General features: G+C 65.1%; 23 protein-coding genes. 18 read left to right on the top strand and 5 right to left on the bottom strand.

All coding sequences use genetic code 11. From position 1 onward, the window contains the following. The first annotated feature begins 1 nt into the window (after nucleotide 1). Entirely contained in the window at nucleotides 2-1,360 is a 1,359-nt protein-coding gene (dacB, locus tag QM682_RS06790; protein WP_415128181.1) for a D-alanyl-D-alanine carboxypeptidase/D-alanyl-D-alanine-endopeptidase, read from the top strand. A gap of 50 nt (nucleotides 1,361-1,410) precedes the next feature. Here the strand turns inward: dacB and QM682_RS06785 are convergent, their stop codons facing one another. Next, the gene (locus QM682_RS06785) at nucleotides 1,411-1,833 is read right to left on the bottom strand and encodes a tellurite resistance TerB family protein (protein WP_415128180.1); all 423 of its coding nucleotides are present in this window, start codon (nucleotides 1,831-1,833) and stop codon (nucleotides 1,411-1,413) included. Between the two features lie 87 nt (nucleotides 1,834-1,920). On the opposite strand from QM682_RS06785, the gene QM682_RS06780 reads away from it, so the two are divergent. The 6 genes from QM682_RS06780 to QM682_RS06755 all read left to right on the top strand — a co-directional run bounded on the left by QM682_RS06780 (nucleotide 1,921) and on the right by QM682_RS06755 (nucleotide 10,834). Then, nucleotides 1,921-3,513 (top strand): lysine--tRNA ligase, encoded by a 1,593-nt coding sequence (locus QM682_RS06780; RefSeq protein ID WP_415128179.1) that lies wholly within the window; start codon nucleotides 1,921-1,923, stop codon nucleotides 3,511-3,513. A gap of 168 nt (nucleotides 3,514-3,681) precedes the next feature. Beyond that, entirely contained in the window at nucleotides 3,682-5,973 is a 2,292-nt protein-coding gene (locus QM682_RS06775; protein ID WP_415128178.1) for a glycosyl hydrolase family 28-related protein, read from the top strand. Between the two features lie 312 nt (nucleotides 5,974-6,285). Next, on the top strand, nucleotides 6,286-8,184 hold the full coding sequence (gene acs, locus QM682_RS06770) for an acetate--CoA ligase (RefSeq protein WP_415128177.1): 1,899 nt from the start codon (nucleotides 6,286-6,288) through the stop codon (nucleotides 8,182-8,184). Nucleotides 8,185-8,385: 201 nt separating this feature from the next. Continuing rightward, complete coding sequence (locus QM682_RS06765; protein WP_415128176.1) at nucleotides 8,386-8,694, top strand: DUF485 domain-containing protein; 309 nt, start codon at nucleotides 8,386-8,388, stop codon at nucleotides 8,692-8,694. Beyond that, entirely contained in the window at nucleotides 8,691-10,406 is a 1,716-nt protein-coding gene (locus tag QM682_RS06760) for a cation acetate symporter (protein ID WP_415128175.1), read from the top strand. The genes QM682_RS06765 and QM682_RS06760 overlap by 4 nt, the downstream gene beginning before the upstream one ends. A 59-nt stretch (nucleotides 10,407-10,465) precedes the next feature. Next, the gene (locus QM682_RS06755; RefSeq protein WP_415128174.1) at nucleotides 10,466-10,834 is read left to right on the top strand and encodes a response regulator transcription factor; all 369 of its coding nucleotides are present in this window, start codon (nucleotides 10,466-10,468) and stop codon (nucleotides 10,832-10,834) included. A 21-nt stretch (nucleotides 10,835-10,855) separates the two neighbouring features. On the opposite strand, the gene QM682_RS06750 is transcribed toward QM682_RS06755, so the two are convergent. Beyond that, nucleotides 10,856-12,460 carry a peptide ABC transporter substrate-binding protein gene (locus tag QM682_RS06750; RefSeq protein ID WP_415128173.1) on the bottom strand — a complete coding sequence of 535 codons (1,605 nt, stop codon included), beginning with the start codon at nucleotides 12,458-12,460 and terminating at the stop codon, nucleotides 10,856-10,858. Between the two features lie 140 nt (nucleotides 12,461-12,600). On the opposite strand from QM682_RS06750, the gene cobU reads away from it, so the two are divergent. The 5 genes from cobU (at nucleotide 12,601) to ribD (ending at nucleotide 16,565) form a co-directional block, all read left to right on the top strand. After that, nucleotides 12,601-13,128 (top strand): bifunctional adenosylcobinamide kinase/adenosylcobinamide-phosphate guanylyltransferase, encoded by a 528-nt coding sequence (gene cobU, locus QM682_RS06745; RefSeq protein ID WP_415128172.1) that lies wholly within the window; start codon nucleotides 12,601-12,603, stop codon nucleotides 13,126-13,128. Continuing rightward, the gene (gene cobT / locus QM682_RS06740; RefSeq protein WP_415128171.1) at nucleotides 13,125-14,081 is read left to right on the top strand and encodes a nicotinate-nucleotide--dimethylbenzimidazole phosphoribosyltransferase; all 957 of its coding nucleotides are present in this window, start codon (nucleotides 13,125-13,127) and stop codon (nucleotides 14,079-14,081) included. The genes cobU and cobT overlap by 4 nt, the downstream gene beginning before the upstream one ends. Beyond that, nucleotides 14,074-14,832, top strand: a complete 759-nt coding sequence (locus tag QM682_RS06735; RefSeq protein WP_415128170.1) for an adenosylcobinamide-GDP ribazoletransferase — start codon at nucleotides 14,074-14,076, stop codon at nucleotides 14,830-14,832. Before cobT ends, QM682_RS06735 begins: the two co-directional genes overlap by 8 nt. 267 nt (nucleotides 14,833-15,099) lie before the next feature. Beyond that, nucleotides 15,100-15,561 (top strand): transcriptional regulator NrdR, encoded by a 462-nt coding sequence (gene nrdR / locus QM682_RS06730; RefSeq protein ID WP_415128169.1) that lies wholly within the window; start codon nucleotides 15,100-15,102, stop codon nucleotides 15,559-15,561. Beyond that, nucleotides 15,558-16,565 carry a bifunctional diaminohydroxyphosphoribosylaminopyrimidine deaminase/5-amino-6-(5-phosphoribosylamino)uracil reductase RibD gene (ribD, locus tag QM682_RS06725; protein ID WP_415128168.1) on the top strand — a complete coding sequence of 336 codons (1,008 nt, stop codon included), beginning with the start codon at nucleotides 15,558-15,560 and terminating at the stop codon, nucleotides 16,563-16,565. The genes nrdR and ribD overlap by 4 nt, the downstream gene beginning before the upstream one ends. Here ribD and QM682_RS06720 read toward each other — a convergent pair. The 3 genes from QM682_RS06720 to QM682_RS06710 all read right to left on the bottom strand — a co-directional run bounded on the left by QM682_RS06720 (nucleotide 16,562) and on the right by QM682_RS06710 (nucleotide 21,113). Beyond that, on the bottom strand, nucleotides 16,562-18,550 hold the full coding sequence (locus QM682_RS06720; RefSeq protein ID WP_415128167.1) for a capsular polysaccharide biosynthesis protein: 1,989 nt from the start codon (nucleotides 18,548-18,550) through the stop codon (nucleotides 16,562-16,564). The genes ribD and QM682_RS06720 overlap by 4 nt on opposite strands. A 7-nt stretch (nucleotides 18,551-18,557) precedes the next feature. Next, a complete protein-coding gene (locus QM682_RS06715) occupies nucleotides 18,558-19,667 on the bottom strand; it encodes a polysaccharide biosynthesis/export family protein (protein ID WP_415128166.1) in 1,110 nt (369 codons plus the stop codon). A gap of 183 nt (nucleotides 19,668-19,850) precedes the next feature. Beyond that, entirely contained in the window at nucleotides 19,851-21,113 is a 1,263-nt protein-coding gene (locus QM682_RS06710; RefSeq protein WP_415128194.1) for a capsule biosynthesis protein, read from the bottom strand. 304 nt (nucleotides 21,114-21,417) lie between these two features. Between QM682_RS06710 and QM682_RS06705 the strand changes: the two genes are divergently transcribed. The 6 genes from QM682_RS06705 to QM682_RS06680 all read left to right on the top strand — a co-directional run bounded on the left by QM682_RS06705 (nucleotide 21,418) and on the right by QM682_RS06680 (nucleotide 26,266). Further along, nucleotides 21,418-22,005 carry a riboflavin synthase gene (locus QM682_RS06705; protein WP_415128165.1) on the top strand — a complete coding sequence of 196 codons (588 nt, stop codon included), beginning with the start codon at nucleotides 21,418-21,420 and terminating at the stop codon, nucleotides 22,003-22,005. Further along, nucleotides 22,006-22,572, top strand: a complete 567-nt coding sequence (locus QM682_RS06700) for a hypothetical protein (protein WP_415128164.1) — start codon at nucleotides 22,006-22,008, stop codon at nucleotides 22,570-22,572. Further along, nucleotides 22,562-23,680 carry a 3,4-dihydroxy-2-butanone-4-phosphate synthase gene (gene ribB, locus QM682_RS06695; RefSeq protein WP_415128163.1) on the top strand — a complete coding sequence of 373 codons (1,119 nt, stop codon included), beginning with the start codon at nucleotides 22,562-22,564 and terminating at the stop codon, nucleotides 23,678-23,680. Before QM682_RS06700 ends, ribB begins: the two co-directional genes overlap by 11 nt. Nucleotides 23,681-23,683: 3 nt before the next feature. After that, nucleotides 23,684-24,229, top strand: coding sequence for a 6,7-dimethyl-8-ribityllumazine synthase (locus tag QM682_RS06690; protein ID WP_415128162.1), 546 nt, complete (start codon nucleotides 23,684-23,686; stop codon nucleotides 24,227-24,229). After that, complete coding sequence (nusB, locus tag QM682_RS06685) at nucleotides 24,226-24,726, top strand: transcription antitermination factor NusB (RefSeq protein ID WP_415128161.1); 501 nt, start codon at nucleotides 24,226-24,228, stop codon at nucleotides 24,724-24,726. Before QM682_RS06690 ends, nusB begins: the two co-directional genes overlap by 4 nt. Before the next feature lie 619 nt (nucleotides 24,727-25,345). Then, on the top strand, nucleotides 25,346-26,266 hold the full coding sequence (locus QM682_RS06680) for a YdiY family protein (RefSeq protein WP_415128160.1): 921 nt from the start codon (nucleotides 25,346-25,348) through the stop codon (nucleotides 26,264-26,266). The last annotated feature ends 272 nt before the right edge of the window (nucleotides 26,267-26,538 follow it).

Below are 26,538 nucleotides of genomic sequence, written 5' to 3'. Positions count from 1 at the left end.
GATGCTGAACCGTCGCGCGCTTCTGGCCGGGATGGCGGCGCTGGCCCTGCCGCGCGCCGCATATGCGCAATCGCCCTTCGATGCCCAGGCGCAGGTCCAGGCCGCCGGCCTGGGCGGCGCGGTGGCCTTTGCCGTGATCGACCCGGAAACCGGCCATGTCCTCGCCAGCCGGGATGCGGATGCGCCGCTGCCGCCGGCCAGCACGCTGAAACTCGTGACCACGCTTTACGCGCTGGACCGGCTCGGTCCCGCGCATCGCTTCCAGACCCGCGTGCTGCGCCGGGGCGAGGCGCTGGTCCTGGCGGGCGGCGGCGATCCGGTGCTGGACACGGATGCGCTGGGGCGGCTTGCCAAGGCCACGGCCCAGGGCTGGCAGGGCGCGGCGCCGACGCGGTTCCTGGTCTGGGGCGGCGCCTTGCCGCGTATCGACCGGCTCTCGGCCAGCCAGGACGAGCATCTGCCCTATAACCCGACCATTTCGGGCATGATCCTGAACTTCAACCGCGTGCATCTAAGCTGGCGGGCCGGGCAAATGTCGCTTGAGGCGCGGGGCGGCAAGCTCTCGCCCCGCGCCTATACGGTCACCGCCGCCGCGACCGACCGCCGCTTGCCGCTTTTCGCCTATCAGGACGGCGGTGCGCGCGAAAGCTGGACGGTGGCGCGCGCCGCGTTGCGCCAGCCGGGCGCGCGCTGGCTGCCCGTCCGTCACCCCGAGCTTTACGCAGGCGACGTGTTCCAGACCCTGTGCCGCGCCCAGGGCCTGGTCCTGCCCACGCCCGAAATCGCCGATCAGCCCCCCGAAGGCCGGCAACTGGCGCAGGAGCAAAGCCCGGCCCTGTCCCTGATCCTGCGCGACATGCTGGAATATTCGACCAATCTGACCGCCGAGGTGCTGGGCCTGGCCGCCAGCGCCGCGCCCGGCTTGGCCGCCTCGACCACCGCCATGTCGGACTGGATGCGCGGCCTCGACCCCGCGGCGGAATTCGCCTTTCACGACCATTCCGGCCTTTCCCCCGACAACCGCGTCACCGCGATGACGCTTGCCCGGCTGCTGGCGGGGCCGGGCCGCTCGCGCGATCTGGCCGCGCTGCTGAAGCGGATACCCCTGAAGGAAAAGACGCAGCCCGATCCCGCGATCCAGGTCCGGGCCAAGACCGGCACGCTGAATTTCGTCTCGAACCTCGCCGGCTATGCCACCCCGCCGCAAGGCCGGCCCCTGGCCTTCGCCATCCTCGGCGCGGATGAACCCCGCCGCGCCGCGACCGAAGGCCAGGAACTGCCCGAGGGCGTCATCGGCTGGACCAGGCGCGCGAAGCGCCTGCAACAGGATCTGATCCGGGGCTGGTGCGAACCGGCCTGATCTTCTTCGTTTTCCAAATACCCCGGCGGCGGCGCCGCCAGGACCGCGCCTCAAAGCACGCGATGACGCGCCCGCGTGGCCAGCTCGATCGCCGCCGCATGCAGCCGCTCGATCTCAAGCTGATCGCGGATCTCGGCCAGCATCTCGGCCTCGACCTCGCCCAGCCGCCCGTCCGAGGCGGCCACGTCGCAGGCCAGCACATAGGCGGTGTCGTAAAGCCGCTGGGGCAGGGATTCGCGGATCAGGCCGAATAGCGCGTCCAGCCCGTCCTCTTCCTCGAAAAGCGACATCACCGTCTGCGAGATCGCGCGCACCCGGTCGATGTCGTAGCTGGCGAAGACCGGGGTATGGTTCACCGCCCGCTCGATCGCCACCAGTTCGGCCGTGCGCAGCCTTTGGTCCGAGGCCGATACGGCCACCATCAGCGCCACCAGCGCGTCGCAGGGCGAGAATGAGGGCATGGCATCGGTCATCGCATTTCTCCGTGGTGTCCAGGGGGTAATTATTGACCATCCGCCGCGGTTTCAATACGGGGAAACCCTTAGCGATGGAGACCCGAAATGACCGCCCTGCGTGACGCCGCGATGAAATCCAAGGCATGGCCCTTCGAGGAGGCCCGCCGCGTGCTGAAACGCTATGAGAAGAAGGACCCGGAAAAGGGCTATGTCCTGTTCGAGACCGGCTATGGCCCGTCGGGCCTGCCCCATATCGGCACCTTCGGCGAGGTGGCGCGCACGGCGATGATCCGGCGGGCGTTCCAGATGATCAGCGACATTCCGACCCGGCTCTTCTGCTTCTCGGACGATATGGACGGCATGCGCAAGGTGCCCGAGAACGTGCCCCACCAAGAGATGCTGCGCGAGCATCTGCAAGAGCCGCTGACCACGGTGCCGGACCCTTTCGGCGAATATGACAGCTTCGGCGGGCATAACAACGCGATGCTGCGCCGCTTCCTGGACACGTTCGGTTTCGAATACGAGTTCATCAGCGCGACCGAGTTCTACAAGTCGGGCCGGTTCGATCCGACCCTGCTTCTGGCCGCCGAACGCTATGACGCGATCATGGAGGTGATGCTGGCCTCGCTGCGCGAGGAACGCCAGCAGACCTATTCCTGCTTCCTGCCGATCAGCCCCAAGACCGGCAAGGTGCTTTACGTTCCGATCAAGCATGTCGATGCGAAAGATGGCACCATCACCTTCGACGACGAGGACGGGCAGGAACTGACCCTGCCGGTCACGGGCGGCCAGGTAAAGCTGCAATGGAAGCCCGATTTCGGTGCCCGCTGGGCCGCGCTGGACGTGGACTTCGAGATGTATGGCAAGGATCACAGCACCAATACGCCGATCTATGATCGCATCTGCGAGATCCTGGGCGGCAGGAAGCCCGAGCATTTCACCTATGAGCTGTTCCTGGATCAGCACGGGCAAAAGATCAGCAAATCCAAGGGCAACGGGCTTTCCATCGACGAATGGCTGACCTATGCGGCGACCGAGAGCCTGAGCTATTTCATGTTCCAGAAGCCCAAGACCGCCAAGCGGATGTATTTCGACGTGATCCCGAAGGCGGTGGACGAATATCACCAGCAGTTGCGCGCCTATCCCGACCAGAACCCCGATCAGCAGCTTGCGAACCCGGTCTGGCATATCCACGGCGGGGCGGTTCCGGCCAGCGACATGGTGGTGCCGTTCCAGATGCTGCTGAACCTGGCCTCGGTCGCCGGGGCCAAGGACAAGGCGGGGCTGTGGGGCTTTATCCGCCGCTATGCGCCCGAGGCCAGCCCCGAGTCCAATCCGGCGCTGGATGCCGCCGCCGAATTCGCGGTGCGCTATTTCAACGATTTCGTCGCGCCCACCCGGACCTTCCGCGAACCGACCGAGATCGAGCGCCGCGCGCTGGAGGATCTGGCGGGCCGGCTTGCGGCCTGGAACCAGCCGGCGGATGCCGAGGCACTGCAAACCATGGTCTTCGCCATCGGGCGCGAACATGGGTTCGAGCCGATGAAGGACTGGTTCCAGGCGCTTTACCAGGTGCTGCTGGGTGCGGACCAGGGACCGCGCTTCGGCGGATTCATCGCGCTTTACGGCGTCGAGGAAACCCGCAAGCTGATCGAGCGCGCCTTGGCTGGCGCCATGGTTGATCAGTCAATATATTGATTATAATTAATAATAATATGCCGTTGCGCGCGGCGGCGTTGCCGCGCGCGATGTATTAATGAAACGTTAATCGCGGATTGCCAAATTCCTGACCAGAGCACGCGGCCCCGGACCTCAACTGTCCAGCGGCCGGGGCGGAACTGAACTGGTAGAGGGAGTAATCTGGCAATGACCATTGCGATTGGCAGCAAGGCGCTTATGCCGCGCGAATTTCGACTGGGCCTGAGCCTTTGGTCGCGGACCAATGGCACGGCGGATTCGCCGACTTGGGAAGGGCAGGGCAACGCTGCCATCGTTCCGGCGGACGAGCATTTCGGCACCTGCCTTGAGATCCTGAAGCTCGATACGGTGACATCGCTGCGCTATAAGCGCCAGACACCGATCACGCCGGGCACCTATCTGCGCATCTCCACGCGGGTCAAGGTGATCGCGGGCAGCCTGCCGCAGGTGCGGATCGCGGGCTATGCCGGCACCAGTTCGGGCGCGGCGGTCACGGGCGTGCCGCTGGTCGGGCCTACGGTCACGATATCGTCCTATGGCGACGCGGTCGAGGTCGCGGCGGTGGTCGGCAGCGGACGGCGCGACGGGGTGGACCTGGCCTGGGGGCGGCAGGCCACCTTCGGTTTTTTCGGGCTGGATTTGCTGGGGGACAACAACGGTTCGGTCAGGATCGAGAATTTTGTCATCGAGGATGTCACCTCGGCCTTCGTGCCCGACATGCTGGACTGGGTCGATGTGCGCGATTTCGGGGCGGTCGGTGACGGCGTGACCGATGATCGCGACGCCTTCGTGGCGGCGAACCAGGCGGCGGCGGGCCGGCAGATTCTGGTTCCGGCAGGCACCTATCTTGTCGGTTCGGACCTGAGCCTGAGCGCGCCCATGCGCTTCGTGGGTAAGCTGACCATGCCGCGCGCAGCCCGGTTGGCGCTGACGGGAAAGTTCGATTATCCGACCTATGCCGCCGCCTTCGGCGACGAGACCGAGGGGCTGAAGCGCGCGCTTCAGGCGCTGTTCGGCTTCACGGACCATTCCTCGCTGGATCTGGGCGGGCGTTGCGTTCACTTGACCGAGCCTATGCGGGCTTCGACCTTCGCGCCGAACCTGACCAGCTTCGCCAACCGCCGCGTCATCACCAACGGTCAGATCGCCCCTGTGGCGGGATCGGCCTGGAATACCAAGACCGTCACCTCGACCGCGACCTATAGCGTTAGCCAGTCGGTCACGCTGAGCAACGTCGCCAATATCGCCAATATCGAGGTAGGCGCGCGCGTCTCGGGCAATGGCGTCGGGCGCGAGGTCTATGTCATGGCCAAGAACGTCGCCGCCGGCAGCCTGACGCTTTCGCAGCCGCTTTACGGCGGCGCGGGGACGCGGAACTATACCTTCACCCGTTATCGCTATGTCTTCGATTTCTCGGATATGGAGCAGCTAAGCCGTTTCAATTTCGATGATATCGAGTTTCTGCTGGACGGCACGGCCAGCGCGGTCATGCTGGCGCGCACCGGCACGATGAACTGTTTCCGCGACTGTTATTTCACCCGTCCCAAGGATCGTGGCATTACCTCTATCGGCTCTGGCTGTCAGGGCATGCTGGTGGATCGCTGCGAGTTTCTTTCGAACGAGATGAGCGCGCTGGCGCAGAACCGCAGCTCGATCGCGATGAACGTCAACAACAACGACACCAAGATCCGGCACAACCGCTTTATCCGCTTCGGTCATTTCGCGGTGATGAACGGCGGCGGCCATATCATCGAGGGCAATCACTGGTTTCAGGGCGATTCCGCGCAGGCGGGCGTGCGCTTCGGCGGGCTGGTCCTGACCCAGACCAACGCCCAGAGCACGATTACCGGAAATTACATCGACAACTGTTCTATAGAATGGACGAACGAACATGATCCGACGCCGGATTTCGTGACCGACGAATATTCCTTTGGAGGGCTGACGATTACCGGCAATACCTTCCTGGCCTCGAACACCACGCTGGGTTTCAATTGGCTGGTGGTGAAGCCCTATGGCACCGGGCATTTCATCCATGGCCTTTCGGTCATGGGCAATGTGTTCAAATCGCTTTTCAACAAGATCAACCGTATCGACCGCGTAGATACGACATTCGCCGCGCTGGACTACACCCGGATGCGCAATATCCAGTTTCAGGGCAACATGTTCAACGGCGTGCAGGTCTATATCGCCAATCCGGTGGATGTCAGCTTTACCCAGGGCACGGCCTCGAACCGCTGGATCGTTCCGGTCACGGCGGCGCTGCCCTTCAACGGCTGGGCCAAGAACGTGGAATCGGTCGTCGCGACCTCGGCGATCACCAACGGCGCCAACGCCCGGATCACGGAAATGCCCTGGCTGCAAAGCTCGGTCGGGGCGGCGAAGAAGCAGATCGCGGTGAACTGGAGCGCGGCCACGAAAGGCTCGGTCTCGTTGCGGGTGCGGATGGACAACCCGGACTGAGGGCAGGGGCCCCGCGTCACTTTTTCTTGCGGGTGGATCACTTCCCGGCAGGCTTTGGCCTGCCGGGCTTTTTCATACGCCTGTCAAAAATTTACCGATTGACCTAAGATTCCGTCAATAACTTTACAAAATTTTCCAATACAAAAAATAGTTTACCTTAGCATGGCTGTTATATTAACCTGCTCTGGATCGGCGGCTGCCGGTGGTCGGGTCCGGGGAGGGGCCGGGACCCGCAGCGACAAGAGGAGGTCCGTCATGTCCGTTGAAAACATTGTTAAACATCCCATTCCGCCGGGCTTTGAAAATGCCTTGATGAGTCCCGTCGAATATCGCCGGCTTTACGAGGAATCGATTCGCGATCCCGACGGGTTCTGGGGCCGGGAAGGCAAGCGGCTGGATTGGATCGAGCCCTATAGCCAGGTCAAGAACACCGATTTCACAATGGGCAAGGTCTCGATCAAATGGTTCGAGGACGGGGTGCTGAATGCCTCGGTCAACTGCATCGACCGCCACCTGCCCGAGCGCGCGAACCAGACCGCGATCATCTGGGAGGCGGACGACCCCGATACCCCCGCGCGCCATATCACCTATGCCCAGTTGGCCGACAAGGTGAACCGCTTTGCCAATGTGCTGCTGAGCCAGGGCGTCACGCGCGGCGACCGGGTGGTGATCTATATGCCGATGATCCCCGAAGCCGCCTATGCCATGCTGGCCTGCGCGCGGATCGGCGCGGTGCATTCCATCGTCTTCGCCGGCTTTTCGCCCGATGCACTGGCCAATCGGATCAACGATTGCGGCGCCAAGCTGGTGATCACCGCCGATACCGCGCCGCGCGGCGGACGGCGGACGGCGCTGAAGTCGAACACCGACGCGGCGCTTCTGCATTGCTCGGACCGGGTGCGCTGCCTGGTCGTCAAGCATACCGGCGACCAGACGACCTGGATCGACGGCCGCGACATCGACGTGCTGAAGCTGATGGAGGATGTCAGCCCCGATTGCCCGCCGCGCCCGATGGGGGCCGAGGATCCGCTGTTCATCCTTTACACTTCGGGATCGACGGGCAAGCCCAAGGGCGTCGTGCACACGACCGGCGGCTATCTGGTCTATGCCGCGATGACGCATCAATATGTCTTCGACTACAAGGATGGGGACGTGTTCTGGTGCACGGCGGATGTGGGCTGGGTCACCGGGCACAGCTATATCGTCTATGGCCCCCTGGCGAATGGCGCGACCACCCTGATGTTCGAGGGCGTGCCGAACTTTCCCGATCCCGGCCGCTTCTGGGAGGTTTGCGACAGGCACAAGGTGACGCAGTTCTACACCGCCCCCACCGCCATCCGCGCGCTGATGGGGCAGGGGCCGGAATGGGTCGAGAAGCACGACCTTTCCACCCTGCGCGTGCTGGGCACCGTGGGCGAGCCGATCAACCCGGAAGCCTGGATCTGGTATGACAGGCATGTTGGCAAGGGCCGTTGTCCCATCGTCGACACGTTCTGGCAGACCGAGACCGGCGGGCATATGATCACCTCGATTCCCGGCGCGATCGAGACCAAGCCCGGCTCGGCCACGCTGCCCTTCTTTGGCGTGCGCCCCGAGGTGCTTGAGCCGCAGACCGGCGAGGTGCTGGCGGGCAACGGCGTCGAGGGCGTGCTTTGCATCGCCGACAGTTGGCCCGGACAGATGCGCACCGTCTGGGGCGATCATGAACGCTTCATGGAGACTTATTTCCAGCAATATCCCGGCTATTACTTCACCGGGGACGGCTGCCGGCGGGACCAGGACGGCTATTACTGGATCACCGGGCGGGTCGATGACGTGATCAACGTCTCGGGCCACCGCATGGGCACGGCCGAGGTGGAATCGGCCCTGGTCGCCCATGCCAAGGTCGCCGAGGCCGCCGTGGTCGGCTATCCGCATCCGCTGAAGGGGCAGGGCATCTATGCCTATGTCACGCTGATGAAGAATGTCGAGCCCAGCGACGAACTGCGCGCCGAGCTGGAGAAATGGGTCCGCACCGAGATCGGTCCCATCGCCAAGCCCGACCTGATCCAATGGGCGCCGGGCCTACCCAAGACCCGTTCGGGCAAGATCATGCGCCGCATCCTGCGCAAGGTCGCCGAGAATGATTTCGGCGCATTGGGCGACATCTCGACGCTGGCCGATCCCAGTGTGGTCGAGGAGTTGATCGAAAACCGGATGAACCGGGACTGATACCGTCCCGGCGTCCGCGCGGCGCCGGGTTCCGCCTTTGTGACGGCCGCGGGCGATGATCGTCCCGCGGAGCGGTGGCGGCTTGGCCGAAGATGGCCCACCGCGCCGCGATTCCACCGAAAAAAGCAGCTTGGACGGCGCGCGCGCCGCATGCCGTCTGGTCGAAATTACCCAGTTCGTGGCAGTGGAGGACACGATACAATGGAAAAGACACTGGCTGACCGGATCGCTTCCGATCCCAATTATCAGCTTCTGACATCGCGCAGGACACGCTTTGGCTGGATCCTGACCATCGCTATGCTGGTGGTGTATTACGGCTATGTGGTGCTGATCGCCTTTGACAAGGAATTCCTTGCCACCCGGCTTGGCGACGGCGCGATCACGTTGGGCATCCCGCTTGGTTTCGGGGTGATCATCTTCACCATTCTGATCACCGGCTTCTATGTCCGTCGGGCCAACGGCGAATTCGACGAGCTGAGCGAGAAGATCAAGCGGGAGGCGCTGAAATGAGCCGCATCACCAGAACCATGGCGGGCGTTGGCGCGCTTGCCCTGTCGCCGGGGCTGGCATCGGCCGCCGACGTGATTCAGGGCGGCGCCAAGCAGGCCACCAACTGGACCGCCATCGTGATGTTCGGCGGCTTCGTGGTGCTGACGCTGTTCATCACCAAATGGGCGGCGGCCAAGACCAAGTCGGCGGCCGATTTCTACACCGCCGGCGGCGGCATCACCGGCTTCCAGAACGGCCTGGCCATTGCGGGCGACTACATGTCCGCCGCCTCGTTCCTGGGCATCTCGGCGGCGGTGATGACCTCGGGCTATGACGGGTTGATCTATTCCATCGGCTTTCTGGTCGGCTGGCCGATCCTGACCTTCCTGATGGCGGAACGCCTGCGCAACCTGGGCAAGTTCACCTTTGCCGACGTGGCGGCCTTCCGCTTCGCCCAGGCGCCGGTGCGCATTTTCGCCGCCTCGGGCACGCTGGTCGTCGTGGCCTTCTACCTGATCGCGCAGATGGTGGGCGCGGGCTCGCTGATCCAGCTTCTGTTCGGCCTGGACTATTGGATCGCCGTGGTGATCGTCGGCGCGCTGATGATGATCTATGTGCTGTTCGGCGGCATGACGGCAACGACCTGGGTGCAGATCATCAAGGCATGCCTGCTGCTGGGCGGCGCCTCGTTCATGGCGCTGATGGTGATGTGGCATTACGGCTTTTCGCCCGAGGCGATGTTCGCCGACGCTGTGAAGGTCAAGGCCGGTCTGGCCACCGCCGCCGGCAAGACCCCGGAAGAGGCGGCTGTCGCCGGCCAGTCGATCATGGGGCCGGGCACCTTCATCAAGGACCCGATCTCGGCCATCAGCTTCGGCATGGCGCTGATGTTCGGCACCGCCGGCCTGCCCCATATCCTGATGCGCTTCTTCACCGTTCCCAGCGCCAAGGAGGCGCGCAAATCGGTGATGTGGGCGACTGGCTGGATCGGCTATTTCTACCTTCTGACCTTCATCATCGGCTTTGGCGCCATCACCTTCGTGCTGACCAATCCCGATTTCCTGGACGCCGAGGGCAAGCTGGTCGGCGGCAGCAACATGGCGGCCGTGCATCTGGCCCATGCGGTCGGCGGCAACGTCTTCCTGGGCTTCATGTCGGCGGTGGCCTTCGCGACCATCCTGGCGGTCGTCGCCGGGCTGACGCTGTCGGGCGCCTCGGCGGTCAGCCACGACCTTTATGCCACGGTGATCAAGAACGGCAATCCCGCGCCGGGCAGCGAGCTGCGCGTCTCGCGGATCACGACCATCGCGCTGGGTGTGATCGCCGTGGTGCTGGGCATCGCCTTCAAGAACCAGAACATCGCCTTCATGGTGTCGCTGGCATTCGCAGTCGCCGCCTCGGCCAACTTCCCGGTGCTGTTCATGTCGGTGCTGTGGAAGGACTGCACCACGCGCGGCGCGGTGATCGGCGGCTTCCTGGGGCTGATCTCATCGGTGGCTCTGACGGTGCTGTCGCCCTCGGTCTGGGAGGCGACGCTGGGCAACCCGGTCGGCTCGGCGCCCTTCCCCTATACCTCGCCGGCGCTCTTCTCGATGACGCTGGCCTTCCTGGGGATCTGGCTGTTCTCGAAGATGGACAACAGCCAGCGGGCGCGGACCGACCGCGCGGGCTACCTGGCCCAGCAGGTCCGCTCGGAAACGGGGATCGGCGCGTCCGAAGCCTCGTCGCACTAGAAACCACGCGGTCCGCCCTTTCCGGGCGGGCCGTTTTCCGCCAAGGCAAAGTTGGACGCATGGCCCATATCCTGATCGTCGAGGACGAGGACAATATCGCCGTCGCGCTGGAGTTCCTGCTGGCGCGCGCCGGCCATAGCCATCAGCGGCTGGCCTCGGGCGCGGATGCGCTGGCACGGATCCGCTCGCGCCGGCCCGATCTGGTGCTTCTGGACATCATGCTGCCCGATGTGTCGGGCTATGAGATCATCCAGGCGATGCGCGCCGATCCCGCCCTGCGCGACATCCGCGTGCTGATGATGACCGCGCGCGGCTCGGCGGTCGAGCGTCGCAAGGGGCTGGAACTGGGTGCCGACGGCTTCATCGCCAAGCCTTTCGAGCTTTCCGAACTGCGCGCCGAGATGGCCCGCCTGCTGGGCGCGGCCTGACCGCCGGGCCTTCCGCTTCAACTATTCCTGGATGCGATAGATATTCTTGGCATACCAGGCGTTCATCACGTTTTCCGTCGGCAGGCCCTTGATCGCGGGATTGATCATGTCGACCTTGGCATAGTGATAGATCGGGATCAGGGGCATGTCCCCGGCCAGGATCTTTTCGGCGGCGGTGTATTGGACGCCCGGATCCTTCGAGGTCCGGGATTCCGCCATCAGCCTGTCGAATTCCGGATCGGAGTATTTGCCGTAATTCAGCCCGTCGGTCTGGAAATAATCCAGAAAGGTCGAGGCTTCGTTGTAATCCGCGCACCAGGTATAGCGCGCCATCTGGAAGTCCTGATTCCGCAGGCGCTCGGCATGCACCTTCCAGTCGACATCGTTCAGCGTGATCTGCACGCCAAGCGCCTTGTAGAACTGCTGCGCCGCGACGGCGATCTTCCTGTGATCCTCGGATCTGTTATAGGTCAGCGTCAGCTTCAGCGGCTTGCCCGGACCATAGCCTGCCTCGGCCAGCAGCGCCCTGGCTTTCTCAAGCCGCTCGGCCTGGGACCAGGACGCATAGTCGATCTGGGGCATCCCGAAGCCTTCGATCGCCCAATGCGTCCAGCTATAGGCAGGTTTCTGGCCGCCTTGCAGGATCTGGTTCACCACCGTCTCGCGCTGCATCGCATAGGAAAGCGCCTTGCGCACGCGCACGTCCTTCAACGCCTCGGGGCCTTTGTCCGAGAGGTTGAAAATATAGGCATAGGTGCAGGCATAGGGGACCGAGATCGCCTGATCGGGGAATTCCTTCGCCAGGCGCGGATATTCTCCGGTCGGGATCTGCGCGCGGTCCAGATCGCCCGCCTGAAAGCGGGCCAGCGCGGCATCGGCATCGCTGACGGTCAGGCCCTGGATGCGTTGCATCACGACATTGGCGGCGTCCCAGTAATTCGGGCTCTTCTCCATGGTGATCCGCACCCCGAGGTCGTGGCTTTTCAGCATATAGGCGCCATTGCCGATCAGATTTCCGGGTTGGGTCCAGGCATCGCCCTTGGCTTCGACCACCTTTCTGGGCAGCGGAAAGGTCGGGGCACGGCCCAGCATCTTCACGAAATAGGGCGTGGGGGTGGAAAGCCTGACTTCCAGCGTCCGCGCGTCCAGCGCCTTCACGCCCAGTTCCCCCGGCTTCTTGGCGCCCTTGATCACATCCGCCGCATTGGCGACGTGCATCAATTCCATGAACCAGGAGTATTCCGAGGCCGTCTCGGGATTTGCCAGGCGGCGCCAGCCATAGACGAAATCCTCGGCGGTGACGGGATCGCCGTTCGACCATTTCGCCTCGGGGCGCAGATGGAAGGTATAGGTCAGCCTGTCGTCCGACAGATCGTATGAGGCCGCGACCCCAGGCACCGGCGCGCCCTTGGGATCCTCGTTCATCAGCCCCTCGAACAATTGGCGCAGAACGTCCGCTCCCTCGGCATCGTTGCTTTTATGCGGATCGAGCGTCCTGATCGCGTCTGCCAGCCAGAAGGTATAGCTTTGGTCCTGGGCCAGCTTTTCGTCCGTGGCGGGCTGGACGGCGAAGGCGGGCAGGGCAAGACCCAGCGTCAGGGCCGTCGTCAGGAACAATCGCGTCATGGCGCACCTCTCATAATATCTCTGCCGAAGCGCCTCGTCGGCCTGGGCGGGCGGATTGGCGGAAATTGGCCGGATGGCTGCCGGACGGCAAGCATGATTTCGGGCTTTCCCGGCACTTGGCCATGTGTCAAAACCCCGCCATGATCCAGCCATCCCGCATCATCATGGTGACAGGCGGCGCCCGCTCCGGTAAGTCCCTGCTTGCCGAAACAATGGCTTGCCGAAATCCCGCGCCGCGCCATTACATCGCCACGGCCGAAGCCCTGGACGCTGAAATGGCGCAGCGTGTCCTGGCGCATCGCCAGCGCCGGGACGGCGGCTGGATCACCCATGAAGCGCCGCGGGATCTGACCGGCGCGCTGGCGCGGACGGACGGACAGGGGGTGCGGCTGGTCGATTGCCTGACGCTGTGGCTGTCCAACATCATGCGGGACGATCCCGAGGCGCGGTTGCGGGCGCTGGTCGACACGCTGGCCGCCCAGGTCTCGCCCGTGATCCTGGTCACCAATGAGCTGGGCCTGGGCATCGTGCCCGAAAATGCGCTTGCACGTCGCTTCCGCGATCTTCATGGCTTGATGAACCAGGCGGTCGCTGCGGCCTCGGATCAGGTCTGGATGGCCGTCAGCGGCCTGCCCCTTCGGCTGAAACCACAAAGAGAGATGCCTTGAAACAGTTTGACCAAGCCGCCGCCGACGCCGCCCGCAACCGCCAGGCCGAACTGACGAAGCCACCCGGATCCCTGGGCCGGCTGGAGGAACTTGCGATCTTCATGGCCGGCTGGCAAGGACGCGCGCGGCCCCGGATCGAGAAGGCCCAGGCCCTGATCTTTGCCGGCAACCACGGTGTCACCGCGCAGGGCGTGAACCCCTTCCCGGTCGAGGTCACGGCCCAGATGGTCCAGAACTTCCAGAACGGCGGCGCGGCGATCAACCAGCTTTGCCGCGCGGCGGGGGCCGATCTTCAGGTCTTTGCCCTGGGGCTGGAACAGCCCACCGCCGATTTCACCAAAGGCATGGCCCTGGAGACGCCGGAACTGGTCGCGGCGATCCAGACCGGCAAGAACGCCGTCGACCCCAAGGCGGATGTGATCATCCTGGGCGAGATGGGGATCGGCAATTCGACCGTCGCGGCGGCGCTGGCGGCGGCGACCTTCGGCGGCACGGCCGAGGATTGGGTCGGCCCCGGCACCGGCGCCACCGACGAGATCATGCAAAACAAGCTTCGCGCCGTCGATGCGGGGTTGAAGCGGCACAAGGGCGCGGCGACGGCGGCCTCGATCCTGGGCAGCTATGGCGGGCGCGAGCAGGCGGCGATCTGCGGCGCCGTGATCCGCGCGCGCGAACTGGGGATTCCGGTGATTCTGGACGGCTTCATCTGCTCGGCAGCGGCGGGGGTGCTTCTGGCGAATGATCCGAACGCGCTGGACCATTGCCTGATCGGCCATGAAAGCGCCGAGCCGGGCCACCGCCGCCTGATCGCCGTGATGAAGAAAGAGCCCGTGGTCACGCTTGACATGCGCCTGGGCGAAGGCTCGGGCGCGGCCGTCGCGCTGATGATCCTGCGCGCGGCGCTGGAGTGCCATGACGGCATGGCGACCTTTGCCGAGGCCGGGATTGGCTAAGGCACTTGCCGGGCTGCTGACGGCGTTCCTGTGGCTGACACGCCTGCCGGTTCCGGGGCTGCGCCCGGTGCCGCTGGCCGAGGCCGTCTGGGCCTTTCCGCTGGTGGGCCTGGCGGTCGGCGGCCTTGCCGGGCTGGTCCTGGCGGCGGCCTTGGCCTTGGGCCTTTCGTCCCTGGTCGCCGCGTTGCTGGCGGTGGGCGCCATGGTGCTTGCGACCGGCGCGCTGCACGAGGACGGGCTGGCCGATTACGCCGATGGCTGCGGCGGCGCGAACCGGGTCCGCGCGCTTGAGATCATGCGCGATTCCCGCATCGGCAGCTATGGCGTTCTGGCGCTGGTTCTGGTGACGGGGCTGCGCGTCTGCGCGGTCGCGGGCATGCTGGAAAATGGCCCGCTGATCGCGGCGGCCGGTCTGATCGCTGCGGCGGCGCTGTCGCGGGCGGGCATGGCGCTGGCCCTGCGGCTGATGCGGCCGGCCCGGCCCAGCGGGTTGGGGCATGACGCGGGACGACCGGCAAGCGGCGCATCGCTTGCCGCGCTTTCCCTGGGAGCGGGGCTGATGATCTGGCCCGCCGCCCTGTCGCCTTTCCCGGCGAAGACTTGGCTTGTCCCGCTGATCTGCTGCGGCATCGCGCAGGCGTGGCTTGGCTGGCGCGCGCATCGCCGCCTGGGCGGGCAGACGGGCGATGTGCTGGGCGCGATGCAGCAATTGGGCGAGACCGCCGCGCTGATCGCATTTTCGGCGGTATAGGCGCGGGCTTGCCCGCCTTGCTTTTTGATCGACCATGCGGTTCCGGCAAGGATCATGTCCAGCGGTTTTGGAATGGCCGGGGTCATGGGCCATTTCACCTTGGGCATCTCCGGGGCCTGGCACATGTGTTTCGCCAGTCGCGGCCGCTGCGGGGGGGGACGGGGCAAGGTCCTGGCATGCTTGATCTGGTGGCTGCATCTGTGGGCTACCCAACAGGTTTGGCCCCTCCTATACTGCCTGCGGTCAAAGCCTGATGGGGGACAAGGGATGCGCTGTCCGTTCTGCGGAAATGTGGACACTCAGGTGAAGGACTCGCGTCCCGCCGAGGATAACGTGGCGATCCGGCGGCGCCGCTTCTGCCCGGCCTGCGGGGGCCGATTCACCACCTATGAGCGGGTGCAACTGCGCGATCTGGTGGTGGTCAAGACCAGCGGCCGGCGCGAGGATTTCGACCGTGGCAAGCTGGAACGCTCGATCCGCATCGCCATGCAAAAACGCCCGATCGAACCCGAACGCATCGACCAGATGATCTCGGGCATCGTGCGGCGGCTGGAAAGCATGGGCGATACGGACATCCCCTCGAAGGTCATCGGCGAAATCGTGATGGAGACGCTGGCCCGGATCGACACCGTGGCTTATGTCCGTTTCGCCAGCGTCTACAAGAACTTCCAGGCGGCGGACGATTTCGACAAGTTCGTCTCGGAACTGCGGCCCCTGGTCGAAGAGTGAGCGGCGACCAGGACGACGCGCGGCACATGGACCATGCGCTGCGCCTGGCGCGGCGGGGCCTGGGCAATACCTGGCCGAACCCGGCGGTGGGCTGCGTGATCCTGGCGGCGGGCAGGGTGGTCGGGCGCGGCTGGACCCAGCCCGGCGGCCGTCCCCATGCCGAGGTCCGCGCCCTGGCCCAGGCCGGCAAGGCCGCGCGTGGCGCGACCGCCTATGTCACGCTTGAACCCTGCGCCCATCACGGCAAGACCCCGCCTTGCGCCGAGGCGCTGATCGCCGCCGGAATCCGCCGCGTCGTGACCGCCCAGACCGATCCAGATCCGCGTGTTTCGGGGCGCGGCCATGCCATGCTGCGCGCCGCCGGCATCGAGGTCACGGAACATGTGCGCGAGGCCGAGGCACGCGAATTGCAGCGCGGTTTCCTGACCCGCATCACCCAGGGCCGGCCGATGCTGACGCTGAAGCTTGCCGCCAGTTTCGACGGCCGCATCGCCACCGCCGGCGGGGAAAGCCAGTGGATCACCGGACCCGAGGCGCGCCGCCATGTCCATGCGCTGCGCCTGTCCCATGATGCGGTAATGGTCGGCGGTGGCACCGCGCGGGCGGACCGCCCGGCGCTGAACGTTCGCGGCTTCGGCGCGCCGCGCCAGCCGGTGCGGGTGGTGGTCTCGGCCGATCCGGCTTTGGATCTGCCGCCCGAGGATGCGATGCATGGGCCGCTTTGGCGGATCGGCGGCACGCCCGAGCGGATGATGGCGGAGTTGGGGCGGCGTGGGCTGACGCGGGTTTTCTGCGAAGGCGGGGGCGTCCTGGCGGCGGGCCTGCTGCGCGCGGGACTGGTCGATCAGGTCGTGGGCTATACCGCCGGGCTGGTGCTGGGCGGGGACGGGCGCCCCGCCGCCGCCGCCATGGGGCTGGTGCATCTGGCCGACGCCCCCCGCTTTCACCTGGTCGAGAGCCGCCGCATCGGCCCCGATCTGATGCATCGCTGGCTGCGCGGCTAGCGCCGCCACAGCCAGGCATGGCCCGACATCGCCCCCTGGATTTTCGCCAGCAGCCGCAAGGGCACGCCGCCGCTGCGGAAATCCGGGTCCGCCAGCCATTCCAGCGCCGCCTCGGGCGGGCAGGGCAGGCCGGTCGAGGGATGGAAATAGCGCGGATATTCGATCAGCGCCGCATGGACCAGCCGCGCCAGATCCGCACTCTGCCGGCGGCGCGCGGGGATCGGTCCCAGATCGCGGGTCAGCCCCCAGCCGGCATAAAAGGGCGCGCCAAGGGTGGTGACCGGCAGGCCACGCATCAGCGCCTCGAATCCCAGTGTCGAGGTGATGGTCCAGACCTCGTTCACCTTGCCCATCAGGGCATCGGCGCTGGCCTGATGGGCAATCACATCCGCCAGCCCGGCGGCCTGTTCGGCGGGGATCTGGCCCGGACGCAGCCCCGCCTCGACATCGGGATGGGGCTTATAGATGATCACCGCCCGCGGGTTTTCCCGCCGCGCGCGGGTCAGCAGCGCCAGGTTCGTCCGCTCGTCCCCGGCGCCCAGGCGGATCGAGGCGTCATCCTCGACCTGGCCGGGGACCAGGATGCGATGTCCCGGCGGAAGGTCGGGCAGCGCGCCGCCCAGGTTGTATTTCGTCACCCCCAGCCGGGTCAGCGCCTGGGCCAGCGCCATGGCGCGCCGCGCGCCTTGCGGCGGCAGGGGTTGGGTCATGATCCGCTCGAACCGGCTTTCGCGGCCGGGATCGTAATAGATGCCCAGATCGTCGGCGACCAGCGACAAGGGCGGGACAAGCGCGGCGCCCAGCCCGCGCGAGCGGATGAACCCATCCTCGACCCGCAGGGCCTGGGGCAGGTCTTCGGCGCGATTGGCCCAGGCCAGGGTTACGGCGGGACCGGGTTTCGCGGTGAAGCGCAGCGGCTTGGCCGCCCCGAAGGCGCGCGAGATGAAGGGGCGTTTCCACAGCCGGATGCCATAGGCGAGATGCCCGGCATGGTCCTGGCGCCAGGCGCGGGCCTCGGCCTCGATCTGGCGCAGCGCACCCTCGAAATCGGTCAGGCGGTCGACGCAAGGGTCATACCAGGTCGGCGCGCGCAGATGGCTGGCGGCGAAAAGCGTCTCGATGGCGGCAGGGCGGCGGCGGGGAAAGCGGTGCCGATCCTCGCTGAGACCCCAGCCCGCATAGAAGGGCCGTCCGAAGATGCGCGGCCGATGACCGGCCAGCATCGCCTCATATCCCAGTTGCGAGGACATGACATAGACCCGGCTTGCGCCTTGCAGCAGACGCCAGGGCGAGATCGGAGCGTCGCAGAACGCCTCGCCCGCCCGCAGGTCGCCGGCCGCGAAATGGCCGGGGCGCAGGCCGGCGGCGGTCTCGGGATGGGTGCGGATGACGATGGGAGCGCCGGGATTTTCGTCTCGGGCCGCTTGCAGCATCGCCAGGAAATCCGCCCGCCCCGCGCCCAGAAGCGATGCATCGCCGCGGGTCTGGTCGATCACCAGCACATAATCGCGTCCCGGCGGCGGCTGATCGGGCAGATGCGCGTTGTATTTCGACAGATCGGCCGCGATCAGCCGCGCCATGGCGTCGCGCGCGGCACCGTGCAGGCTTTCGGTCGCGGGGTCCAGGATCAGGTTTTCCAGAAGCGAGGGGCTTTCGGGCAGGAAATGCAGCCCCACCGGATCCAGGATCAGCCCCACGGGACCGCGACGGCCCATCGGCCCCCCGGCCCGGCCGGGCAGGACCGAGCGCAGAAAAGCGTCCTCGATCCGTAAAAGCCCGGCACCACGCCGCCGCGCCATGGCCATGCCACGCCAGGCGGTCGGACTTGCGCCCCAGATCCCGATCATGTCGCCGGGGCCGGGCAGGCCGATCGCGGGGCGCCAGCCCGAAAGCTGAAGAATGCGCCTTAGGCGCGGCTGCGACAGGAAGCCGCCGCTGAAAACGAAAAGCCGCCGGGAAGTCCCGGCGGCCTTGGTCACCCTCATCATCAGATCAGAAGGCGGATTCGGTGCGACGAACCTCGGTAATCGGGTTCAGGATCGAGTTCAGGGCCTTGCTCCACTGAACCGAAGGCGCCTCGGTGACATAGACGGTATCGCCATCGCGGATCAGGAAGTCGCGGGCCAGGAACATCCCGTCGGGCTTCGTCAGATCCAGGATATAGGCGACGCGCTGGCTGCCATAGATGTCGTTGCGGCCCAGCACCGAACGCGCCACCGATTCCGGCTCGTTGCGCAGGATGAAGACGCCTTTCGGATCGGCCAGCATGGTCGCCAGGCCGCCGACCATGGCGACAGCCTCGATCGCATTGATCTCCTCATTGCCCAGCGGAACCTTCGTCTGGCCGCCCAGGGCGCCCAGGGCGGTGAAGCTGCGCTGATCCTCTTCGACCAGGACAATATCGCCCGGACGCAGCGCGATGTCGTTGCGCGAACTGCGATAAAGGTCGCGCAGCCAGACCTTGCCGCTGGCATTGCCGCGCTTGACGGTGACGACCGCGATCTCAGGCTCGATCGAGACGCCGCCGGCCTTGGAGAGCATGGCCGAAAGCGTGCGGGTCGGCCGTTCGATCGGGAAGACGCCTTGCGAGTTCACCTTGCCCATGACCGAAACGGTGGCGCCGTCGCCGGCGATGCGGGTGACCATCACCTGCGGATCGGGGGTCTGGCTTTCCAGCTTCTGGGTGATGATGCGCCGCAGCTCGTCGGGGCTGTTGCCCGAGGCGCGCACCCGGCCGGCATAGGGCACGAAGATATAGCCCTGGCTGTCCACCTGAAGCTGTTGGAGGCTGGTCGAACTGGATCCCATCGAGGCCAGCAGCCCGTCATCGACGTTTTCCCAGATGGACAGGCCCAGCACGTCGCCGGGGCGGATTTCATCGGCGCCGACCGTGCCGGCCGATTGGAAATCACGGCCGAAGCCGTAGGTCGGGCTGAAATTCGCCGCGCGGATGACACGGTCATCGACATTGACGATATTGGTGCTGCCGCCATTGGCGACCGAACCCTTCATGATCTCTCCCCTGGTCGGACCCGAGCGGGGCATGCCGCAGGCCGAGACGAGAATCACCGCCCCGACAGCCGCGAATTGAGCGAGGCGCATGGCCCAACCGCGCCGAGGACCGGCCGCGGAGCCACTGTGGGCACGCGAAAAAACTATTGCGGTCAAACCATTACTCCTGTCTCTCTCTCGTTCAAACTTCGGCCTTGGAAAGCGTTCCCGGTCGATTTTATTGCCGAAAATATTAGCTCAGTGCCGTTAGGAAAGCCATAACCAGACGAGGTATCATTCCGTATAGGTTTCCATCTGTTGCCGATATTTTCCACGTCCGGCCAGCAGAGCCTCGTAAGGGTCTTCGGGGGCCAGCATCATGTCGACCACGATGCGCAGCGCATGCGCACGCGAGCGTCTGGAATAGAAGCCGCCGGGGATCTGGCTGCTTTCCAGCAGAAAGTCACGATAGCGGCGATAGGCCCAGGTGTTGGGCGGCGCCGGTTCGGCGAGGAACTCGGCCAGGCTCTGGTCCGAGACGATGCCGGGCTTGTCATAGACCGCCCGGCCCATCGACTTGACCGGCAGGCCACGCCAGAGCGCCTGCTGGGCCGAGGTCGAGTTCACCGTCACCACCGCGCGGGCCTGGTTCAGAAGCTGCGCGAGCTTGCCGCCGCGCACGAAGTGCACGCGCTGCCCCAGCCCCAGCCGGGCGGCCTGGTCCCGGATCGCCTGCCGGATGCCGCCGCGCCCATCTTCCAGCGGGTGGGCCTTGAAGACCAGACGATGGTGACGCGGCGCCGAACGGGCGAATTCGGTCAGCACTTCCCTGGTGAATTCGGCCATGGTGGCGTAGGGGGAATGCGCGACGAAGTTCGAGTCATGCTCAAGCTGCATCGGCACCAGCACATAGGGAAAGCCGCCGCGCCGGACCGCCGTCACCTCGCGCCATTGCGCCACCATGTCCACCGGGGTCATCAGCAGCCGCCGCAGGTTCAGCCTGAATTCCTGGAACACGCCGATCTGGCGATGGGTGCGGTAGCCCTTGTAGCGGCCATTCGCGATCAGGACGAAGAAATGATAAAGGGCGCCATAGAACTTGTGCTGGCGCATGTCGCCCCAATGGGCCGGAGGGCGCGTCAGATGCTCGCCGCTGCGCCCGCGCAGGGCATTGCGCATCTCGCGCAGCGGAATGCCGATCAGCGCGGAGTTGCCGTTCGAGCCGCCCCGCTCATAGCTGATCCAGAAGGGGCGCAGATAACCCTCTTCGAAGACGTGAAGCACCAGGCCGTGGCGCAAGGTCGCCTCGCGCGCGGCGACATGGATCGGCCGAACATCGCCGTAAAGAACGATGTCGGTGACGCCTTTTTCGGCGATAATACGCTCAAGATGGCTGGGCCATTCCTCGGGCGTGCCGGTATGGCGCAGGAAGTGAGCCGAATCTTTCCAGAAAAATTCGTCCCCCGCATTGAACCCCACGCGCCAGACCGTTGCCCCCGTATGGCGCAACTGGCCCGCCACACGATCGAAAAACGGCCCATGCGGTCCCTGCAACATCAGGAAAACCCTGCTTTCCGCTGGGCGCGCCGCGATTTCCGCGGGCAGAACCGCAAGAGATGTGGAGGTCAGCGCGTTCAAGTCGATTTCCTTATGGGCAGGCTAGAACCAAGTCCATCGCAAATTACCCCTTCAAGATCAATTCGGGAACGAATTATGAAGAACCGCTCCGAAACAACTGATGCATGAATGCTATATTTCTGTCACCACTTTCTGACGGGCAAGGTAAACGGATTCCTGCCTTGCTTGAAGAATGCGCGCCAAAGCTCTAGGTCTCGGGCTGGATCATAGCATCGGAGCCCAAATGTTCACCGGGATCATCACCGATATCGGAACCGTCGCCCAGATCGAGATGCGCGGCGACATGCGGGCGCGGATCGCGTGCCATTACGACATGCCGGCGGTGGATCTGGGCGCCTCGATCGCCTGCGATGGCGTTTGTCTGACCGTGGTCGAGAAGGGCGCGGACTGGTTCGATGTCGATATTTCCTCCGAGACGATCTCGAAGACCAATGTGAAGAACTGGGCGGCGGGCAAGCGGCTGAACCTTGAGCGCGCGCTGCGCGTGGGCGACGAACTGGGCGGACATATCGTCTCGGGGCATGTGGACGGGGTGGCGGTGATCGAGGCCATGCGGGACGAGGGCGGCAGCACGCGCCTGACCTTCCGTGCGCCCAGGGATCTGGCGCGCTTCATCGCGCCGAAAGGCTCGGTCGCGCTGAACGGCACGTCGCTGACCGTGAACGAGGTCGCGGGCGAGACCTTCGGCGTCAACCTGATCCCCCATACCCAGGCCGTCACCACCTGGGGCGGTGCGCGGGTCGGCGACAGCGTGAACCTGGAAATCGACACTTTGGCGCGCTATGTCGCGCGGCTGGCGGAGAGCATCTAGATGGCCGGGATCGGCCATAACGGCGGCCCCGGCCCGGTCTGCGGCTTTCGCACCCATGCCTGGACCGTCGCGCGGCGTGAGCTTCTGGGCGCGCGCCTGCCCATCGAGGTCGTGCGGATGCAGGTCCGCCGCGCCAGGGAACTGGGCCTGGATTACAAGACCTATGCCGGCGTGCGGGCGACGACCGGGCGCGATCTGGTGGCCTTTCTTTATTCGTCGAACGCGCTTGGAGTGTTTCGCCGTGGCGCCCCCGTCCCCGAGGCAGAGGCACGGCGGATCGCCGCTATCCGGGCCGCGCCGCATCTGGGCTGCGCGCCGGGCCTGTCCCCCGATGTGCTGGGCCGGCAGATCCGCGCGGTCTCGGCCCGCGACCTGGCCCCTTTCGGCAGTAGCTGGTCAGCGATGCGCGACGAGATGAAGGCTTGGCTGCGCGCCCAGGGCCTGCCCGGCGACGCGGTGCTGATGATCGGCGAGACGGCGCATGAACGCGAGATGATGACGGCGGGCGGCCTGGCGGGTTTCATGGCCGGGCGGACCTTCTTTGCAGGAGTTGCGGATGCAATATGAAAAACCGGGTCCGGTCGAGCGCGACTGGTCGGATGTAATCTCGAAGACCGAGGAGATCATCAACGAAGCCCGCAATGGCCGCATGTTCATCCTGGTCGATCACGAGGATCGCGAGAACGAAGGCGATCTGGTCATTCCCGCCCAGATGGCCACGCCCGAGGCGGTGAACTTCATGGCGATGCATGGGCGCGGGCTGATCTGCCTGTCGATGACCGGGGCGCGCATCGACGCGCTTGGCCTGCCGCTGATGAGCTCCAAGAACTCCAGCCGCCACGAGACCGCCTTCACCATGTCCATCGAGGCGCGCGAAGGCGTGACGACCGGCATCTCGGCGCAGGACCGGGCGCTGACCATCGCGGTCGCCATCGACCCGACCAAGGGCGCCCCCGACATCGCGACGCCGGGCCATGTCTTTCCGTTGCGCGCGCGCGAAGGCGGCGTCCTGGTCCGCGCCGGCCATACCGAGGCCGCGGTGGACATCTCGCGCCTGGCCGGGCTGACGCCGGCGGGCGTCATCTGCGAGATCATGAACGAGGACGGCACCATGGCGCGGCTGCCGGACCTGGTGGCCTTCGCGCAAAAGCACGGCCTCAGGATCGGGACGATCAGCGACCTGATCTCGTATCGCCGCCGCCACGACAACCTGATCGTCGAGCGCAGCCAGCGCATCGTCCATTCCGTCCATGGCGGCGATTGGACGATGCGGATCTTTGCCGACGAAACCTCGGGCGCCGAGCATATCGTGCTGACCAAGGGCGAGCTTGTCCCGGACCAGCCGACGCTGGTGCGGATGCACGCGCTGGACCCGCTTCACGACGTTCTGGGCATCGGGCGCGAGGATGCGGGCGATCTGGGCGCCGCCATGCGTGCCATCGGGGATGAGGGCAGGGGCGTCGTGGTCCTGTTCCGCGACACATCGAACCAACTGCCCGAACAAGGCGAAGCCTCGCCCCATATCCTGCGGCATTACGGGCTGGGGGCGCAGATCCTGTCCTCGCTGGGCCTGTCCGAGTTGGTGCTTTTGACGAATTCGGCGCCGGTCAAGGTCGTCGGGCTTGACGCCTACGGGCTTTCGATCCATTCCACGCGTCCGATTCCCAAAGAGTAAGCCATGGCTGCCAGCATCGAACATCACCAGCTACCGCTGCCCAGGATCGAGGGCGCGCGCCTGCTGATCGTGGTCGCGCCCTATTACCGCCAGATTGCCGATGCGCTGATCGCGGGCGCGCGCCGGACCGCCCTTGACGCGGGTGCCACCGCCGATCTGGTCGAGGTGCCGGGCGCGCTGGAGATCCCGACGGCCATCGCACTTGCCGCCTCGCGCGGCCTTTACGACGGCTACGTGGCGCTTGGCTGCGTGATCCGGGGCGAAACGACGCATTACGATACGGTCTGCAACGACAGTTCCCGCGCGATCACCCTTCTGGGACTGCAAGGCCATTGCATCGGCAACGGTATCCTGACGGTCGAGAACTATGCCCAGGCCGAGATCCGCGCCGAGGCCGAAGGCCAGAACAAGGGCGGCGGCGCGGCGGCGGCGGCGCTGCATCTGGTCGCCCTTAAGCGGCGCTGGGAAACGCGCCCCGTGGGGCGCGCCTCGGGCAATCCCGACGTGATCCGGCTGGCGGGCGAATTGGAAGGACAACGGGGCGCATGAGCGGGCAGGGTGGTAACCGGCTTAGCCCGGAGGAAAGGGCGGAACGCCAGGCGCGGACCTCGGCCGCGCGGGTCTATGCCGTCCAGGCATTGTTCCAGATGGAGGCCATGGGCCAATCCGCCGACCGCGTCCTGCGCGAGTTCCGGCAATGGCGGATCGGGCGGCTGGACGAGGATGAGGACATCGTTTCGTCCGAGGCCGACGAAAAGCTTTTCGCGCGCATCGTGGACGAAGCCGTCAACTGGCAATCCCGCATCGACCAGATGACCGACCGCGCACTGGTCGCGAAATGGCCGATCGAGCGGATCGATCCGGTGCTGCGCGCGCTTTTCCGCGCGGCCGGAGCGGAATTCGTCGTCGCAAAGGCGCCCGTGCGGGTGGTGATCAGCGAATATGTCAGCATCGCCGACGCCTTCTTTCCCGAAGGCCGCGAGTCGAAATTCGTCAACGCGGTGCTGGATCACATCGCACGCGAAAGCCGGCCGGACCAGTTCTGATTCCTGACCTGCCCCCTTCGAATGCCAGCCTCGAAGGCCAGCGCCGCCAGAATCTGGCGGCGTTTTTCATAGGTGGGGGTTGGGTTTAGGCCGTTTTTGCGCTTGGCGCGCCGACCCGCCATGACGCGCGAGCGACCGCACCGCATGGGGGCCGGAAAAGGGCCAGAAAAACCTGTATGGAACGCGCAAGGCAGTGATAGGGTTCCATGGATGCCACGGGGTTTTGAGAAACGTTGTGGGTTTCGTGCCACAACCGGCGCATTGCAAGGATGGATCAAGGCCGCCTATTTTTAAGGCAAATCTTGGCCGGCCGACGTTCGTTTCGCTGCACACATGTTTCGTGATCCATGGGCAGATATACTGAAGCCTGATTTTGCCGGATAAATTTTGCGAACTAGCTTTTCAACCCACAGGTTTCATCACGATTTTATATGGTCACTTTTCCGCCGATGCAAATCTGTCACAGGGGGTTCACGTTTTTGAGACAAGGCGGTAATTCGCCACCGCTCTTTATGACCGCGCCGGACAGGGATAATTCTAGCCCAGCAGAAATGCTCGCAACCACAGTTTCCTGGGGCTGCGGACATGGCGTAAGGTTCAAGAAAAAGGACTGAATTTGATGAAAACGCTAGCCTATCTCGCAGGTGCCACCGCTCTGGCCGCTTCCTTCGCGGTTCCCGCCTTTGCGCAATCGGAAACCTCGGCGGGTGCCAATGCCGTCGGCATCAGTCAAGTCAACGAGGACATGAAAGATATCGAGCGCGACGTGCGCGACGATTTCGCCCGCTCGGAAGACGCCCATCGCTTCGGCAACCCCGACCAGCGCCAAGGCACCTTCGGCTCGGTCGCGCTGTCCTATGCCGGCTCGACCGGCAATAGCGAAAACCAGGACTTCAGCCTGTCGGGCCGTCTGTCCCACAACCAGGGCCAATTCTCGCAGTCGGTCGGCATCCTGTTGGAATATGGCGACAACAACGCCGGCAACAAGGATACCGAGAAGACCTATGTGATCTACGAAGGCATGTATAACATCAACGACCGCTTCTATGCCTTCGGTCTGGGCCGCCTGGCCACCGACGCGCTGGCGGGCGATCCGATCAGCCTGTCCAGCGGCGAAGACTTCAGCTCGTTGGACGGCCGCGCCAAGCGTGATGCCTATCTGGGCTTCGGTCCGGGCTACCGCGTCATCAACACCGACGCCACCGCATGGCGCGTGCAAGCCGCCGTCGGTATTCGCTATACCAAATCGGTGGACGTGATTGATGCGGACGCCGAGGAGCTGGAATATGACAGCAACACCGACGTGGGCTATCTGGTGTCGTCGCGGTTCTATCACCGCATCAACGAAAACTTCTTCGTCACCAATGACACCGACTACCTGACCTCGGACGTGAACGACACGATCACGAACGAACTGGGTCTGAACTTCAAGATGTCGGACGCCTTCGCGACCCGCGTGTCCTACAAGACCGAATACGTCTCGGACCGCGACATCCGCACCGACAACACGCTGGGCGTGTCGCTGGTCTACGGCTTCTAAGGTCGACTTTTTTCAAGACCTTTAGGGCGGCCTTCGGGCCGCCCTTTTCCATGAGCGAGGGGCAGGGAGGAAAGGTGGCGGGAACCGCAGCGACCGTTGCAGCGCAGGTTTCCCCGAAAGCCTGGATGTCCAGGTGGGAACCGGATAACGGGACCAGGGCCCCGACAGAGCCAGCCCCCTCGGTGAAATTATAGGCCAGTGGAAAAAAAGGCCGCACACGAGAAGAGCAGAAACCCGCCAAGACCAGACATAGGCGCAGGCCCCGCGCCGCG

Origin of the sequence: Paracoccus sp. (in: a-proteobacteria) (assembly GCF_047605025.1) — a bacterium.
In the GTDB taxonomy this organism is placed as follows: Bacteria; Pseudomonadota; Alphaproteobacteria; order Rhodobacterales; family Rhodobacteraceae; genus Paracoccus.
This window is presented reverse-complemented; position numbering and strand designations above follow the sequence as displayed.

What these genes read in the sequence shown, in the direction of transcription:
- dacB (WP_415128181.1), top strand. Translation starts at nt 2, where the DNA reads ATGCTGAACCGTCGCGCGCTTCTGGCCGGGATGGCGGCGCTGGCCCTG.
- QM682_RS06785 (WP_415128180.1), bottom strand. Translation starts at nt 1,833, where the DNA reads ATGACCGATGCCATGCCCTCATTCTCGCCCTGCGACGCGCTGGTGGCG.
- QM682_RS06780 (WP_415128179.1), top strand. Translation starts at nt 1,921, where the DNA reads ATGACCGCCCTGCGTGACGCCGCGATGAAATCCAAGGCATGGCCCTTC.
- QM682_RS06775 (WP_415128178.1), top strand. Translation starts at nt 3,682, where the DNA reads ATGACCATTGCGATTGGCAGCAAGGCGCTTATGCCGCGCGAATTTCGA.
- acs (WP_415128177.1), top strand. Translation starts at nt 6,286, where the DNA reads ATGAGTCCCGTCGAATATCGCCGGCTTTACGAGGAATCGATTCGCGAT.
- QM682_RS06765 (WP_415128176.1), top strand. Translation starts at nt 8,386, where the DNA reads ATGGAAAAGACACTGGCTGACCGGATCGCTTCCGATCCCAATTATCAG.
- QM682_RS06760 (WP_415128175.1), top strand. Translation starts at nt 8,691, where the DNA reads ATGAGCCGCATCACCAGAACCATGGCGGGCGTTGGCGCGCTTGCCCTG.
- QM682_RS06755 (WP_415128174.1), top strand. Translation starts at nt 10,466, where the DNA reads ATGGCCCATATCCTGATCGTCGAGGACGAGGACAATATCGCCGTCGCG.
- QM682_RS06750 (WP_415128173.1), bottom strand. Translation starts at nt 12,460, where the DNA reads ATGACGCGATTGTTCCTGACGACGGCCCTGACGCTGGGTCTTGCCCTG.
- cobU (WP_415128172.1), top strand. Translation starts at nt 12,601, where the DNA reads ATGATCCAGCCATCCCGCATCATCATGGTGACAGGCGGCGCCCGCTCC.
- nrdR (WP_415128169.1), top strand. Translation starts at nt 15,100, where the DNA reads ATGCGCTGTCCGTTCTGCGGAAATGTGGACACTCAGGTGAAGGACTCG.
- QM682_RS06720 (WP_415128167.1), bottom strand. Translation starts at nt 18,550, where the DNA reads ATGAGGGTGACCAAGGCCGCCGGGACTTCCCGGCGGCTTTTCGTTTTC.
- QM682_RS06715 (WP_415128166.1), bottom strand. Translation starts at nt 19,667, where the DNA reads ATGCGCCTCGCTCAATTCGCGGCTGTCGGGGCGGTGATTCTCGTCTCG.
- QM682_RS06710 (WP_415128194.1), bottom strand. Translation starts at nt 21,113, where the DNA reads ATGTTGCAGGGACCGCATGGGCCGTTTTTCGATCGTGTGGCGGGCCAG.
- QM682_RS06705 (WP_415128165.1), top strand. Translation starts at nt 21,418, where the DNA reads ATGTTCACCGGGATCATCACCGATATCGGAACCGTCGCCCAGATCGAG.
- QM682_RS06700 (WP_415128164.1), top strand. Translation starts at nt 22,006, where the DNA reads ATGGCCGGGATCGGCCATAACGGCGGCCCCGGCCCGGTCTGCGGCTTT.
- ribB (WP_415128163.1), top strand. Translation starts at nt 22,562, where the DNA reads ATGCAATATGAAAAACCGGGTCCGGTCGAGCGCGACTGGTCGGATGTA.
- QM682_RS06690 (WP_415128162.1), top strand. Translation starts at nt 23,684, where the DNA reads ATGGCTGCCAGCATCGAACATCACCAGCTACCGCTGCCCAGGATCGAG.
- nusB (WP_415128161.1), top strand. Translation starts at nt 24,226, where the DNA reads ATGAGCGGGCAGGGTGGTAACCGGCTTAGCCCGGAGGAAAGGGCGGAA.
- QM682_RS06680 (WP_415128160.1), top strand. Translation starts at nt 25,346, where the DNA reads ATGAAAACGCTAGCCTATCTCGCAGGTGCCACCGCTCTGGCCGCTTCC.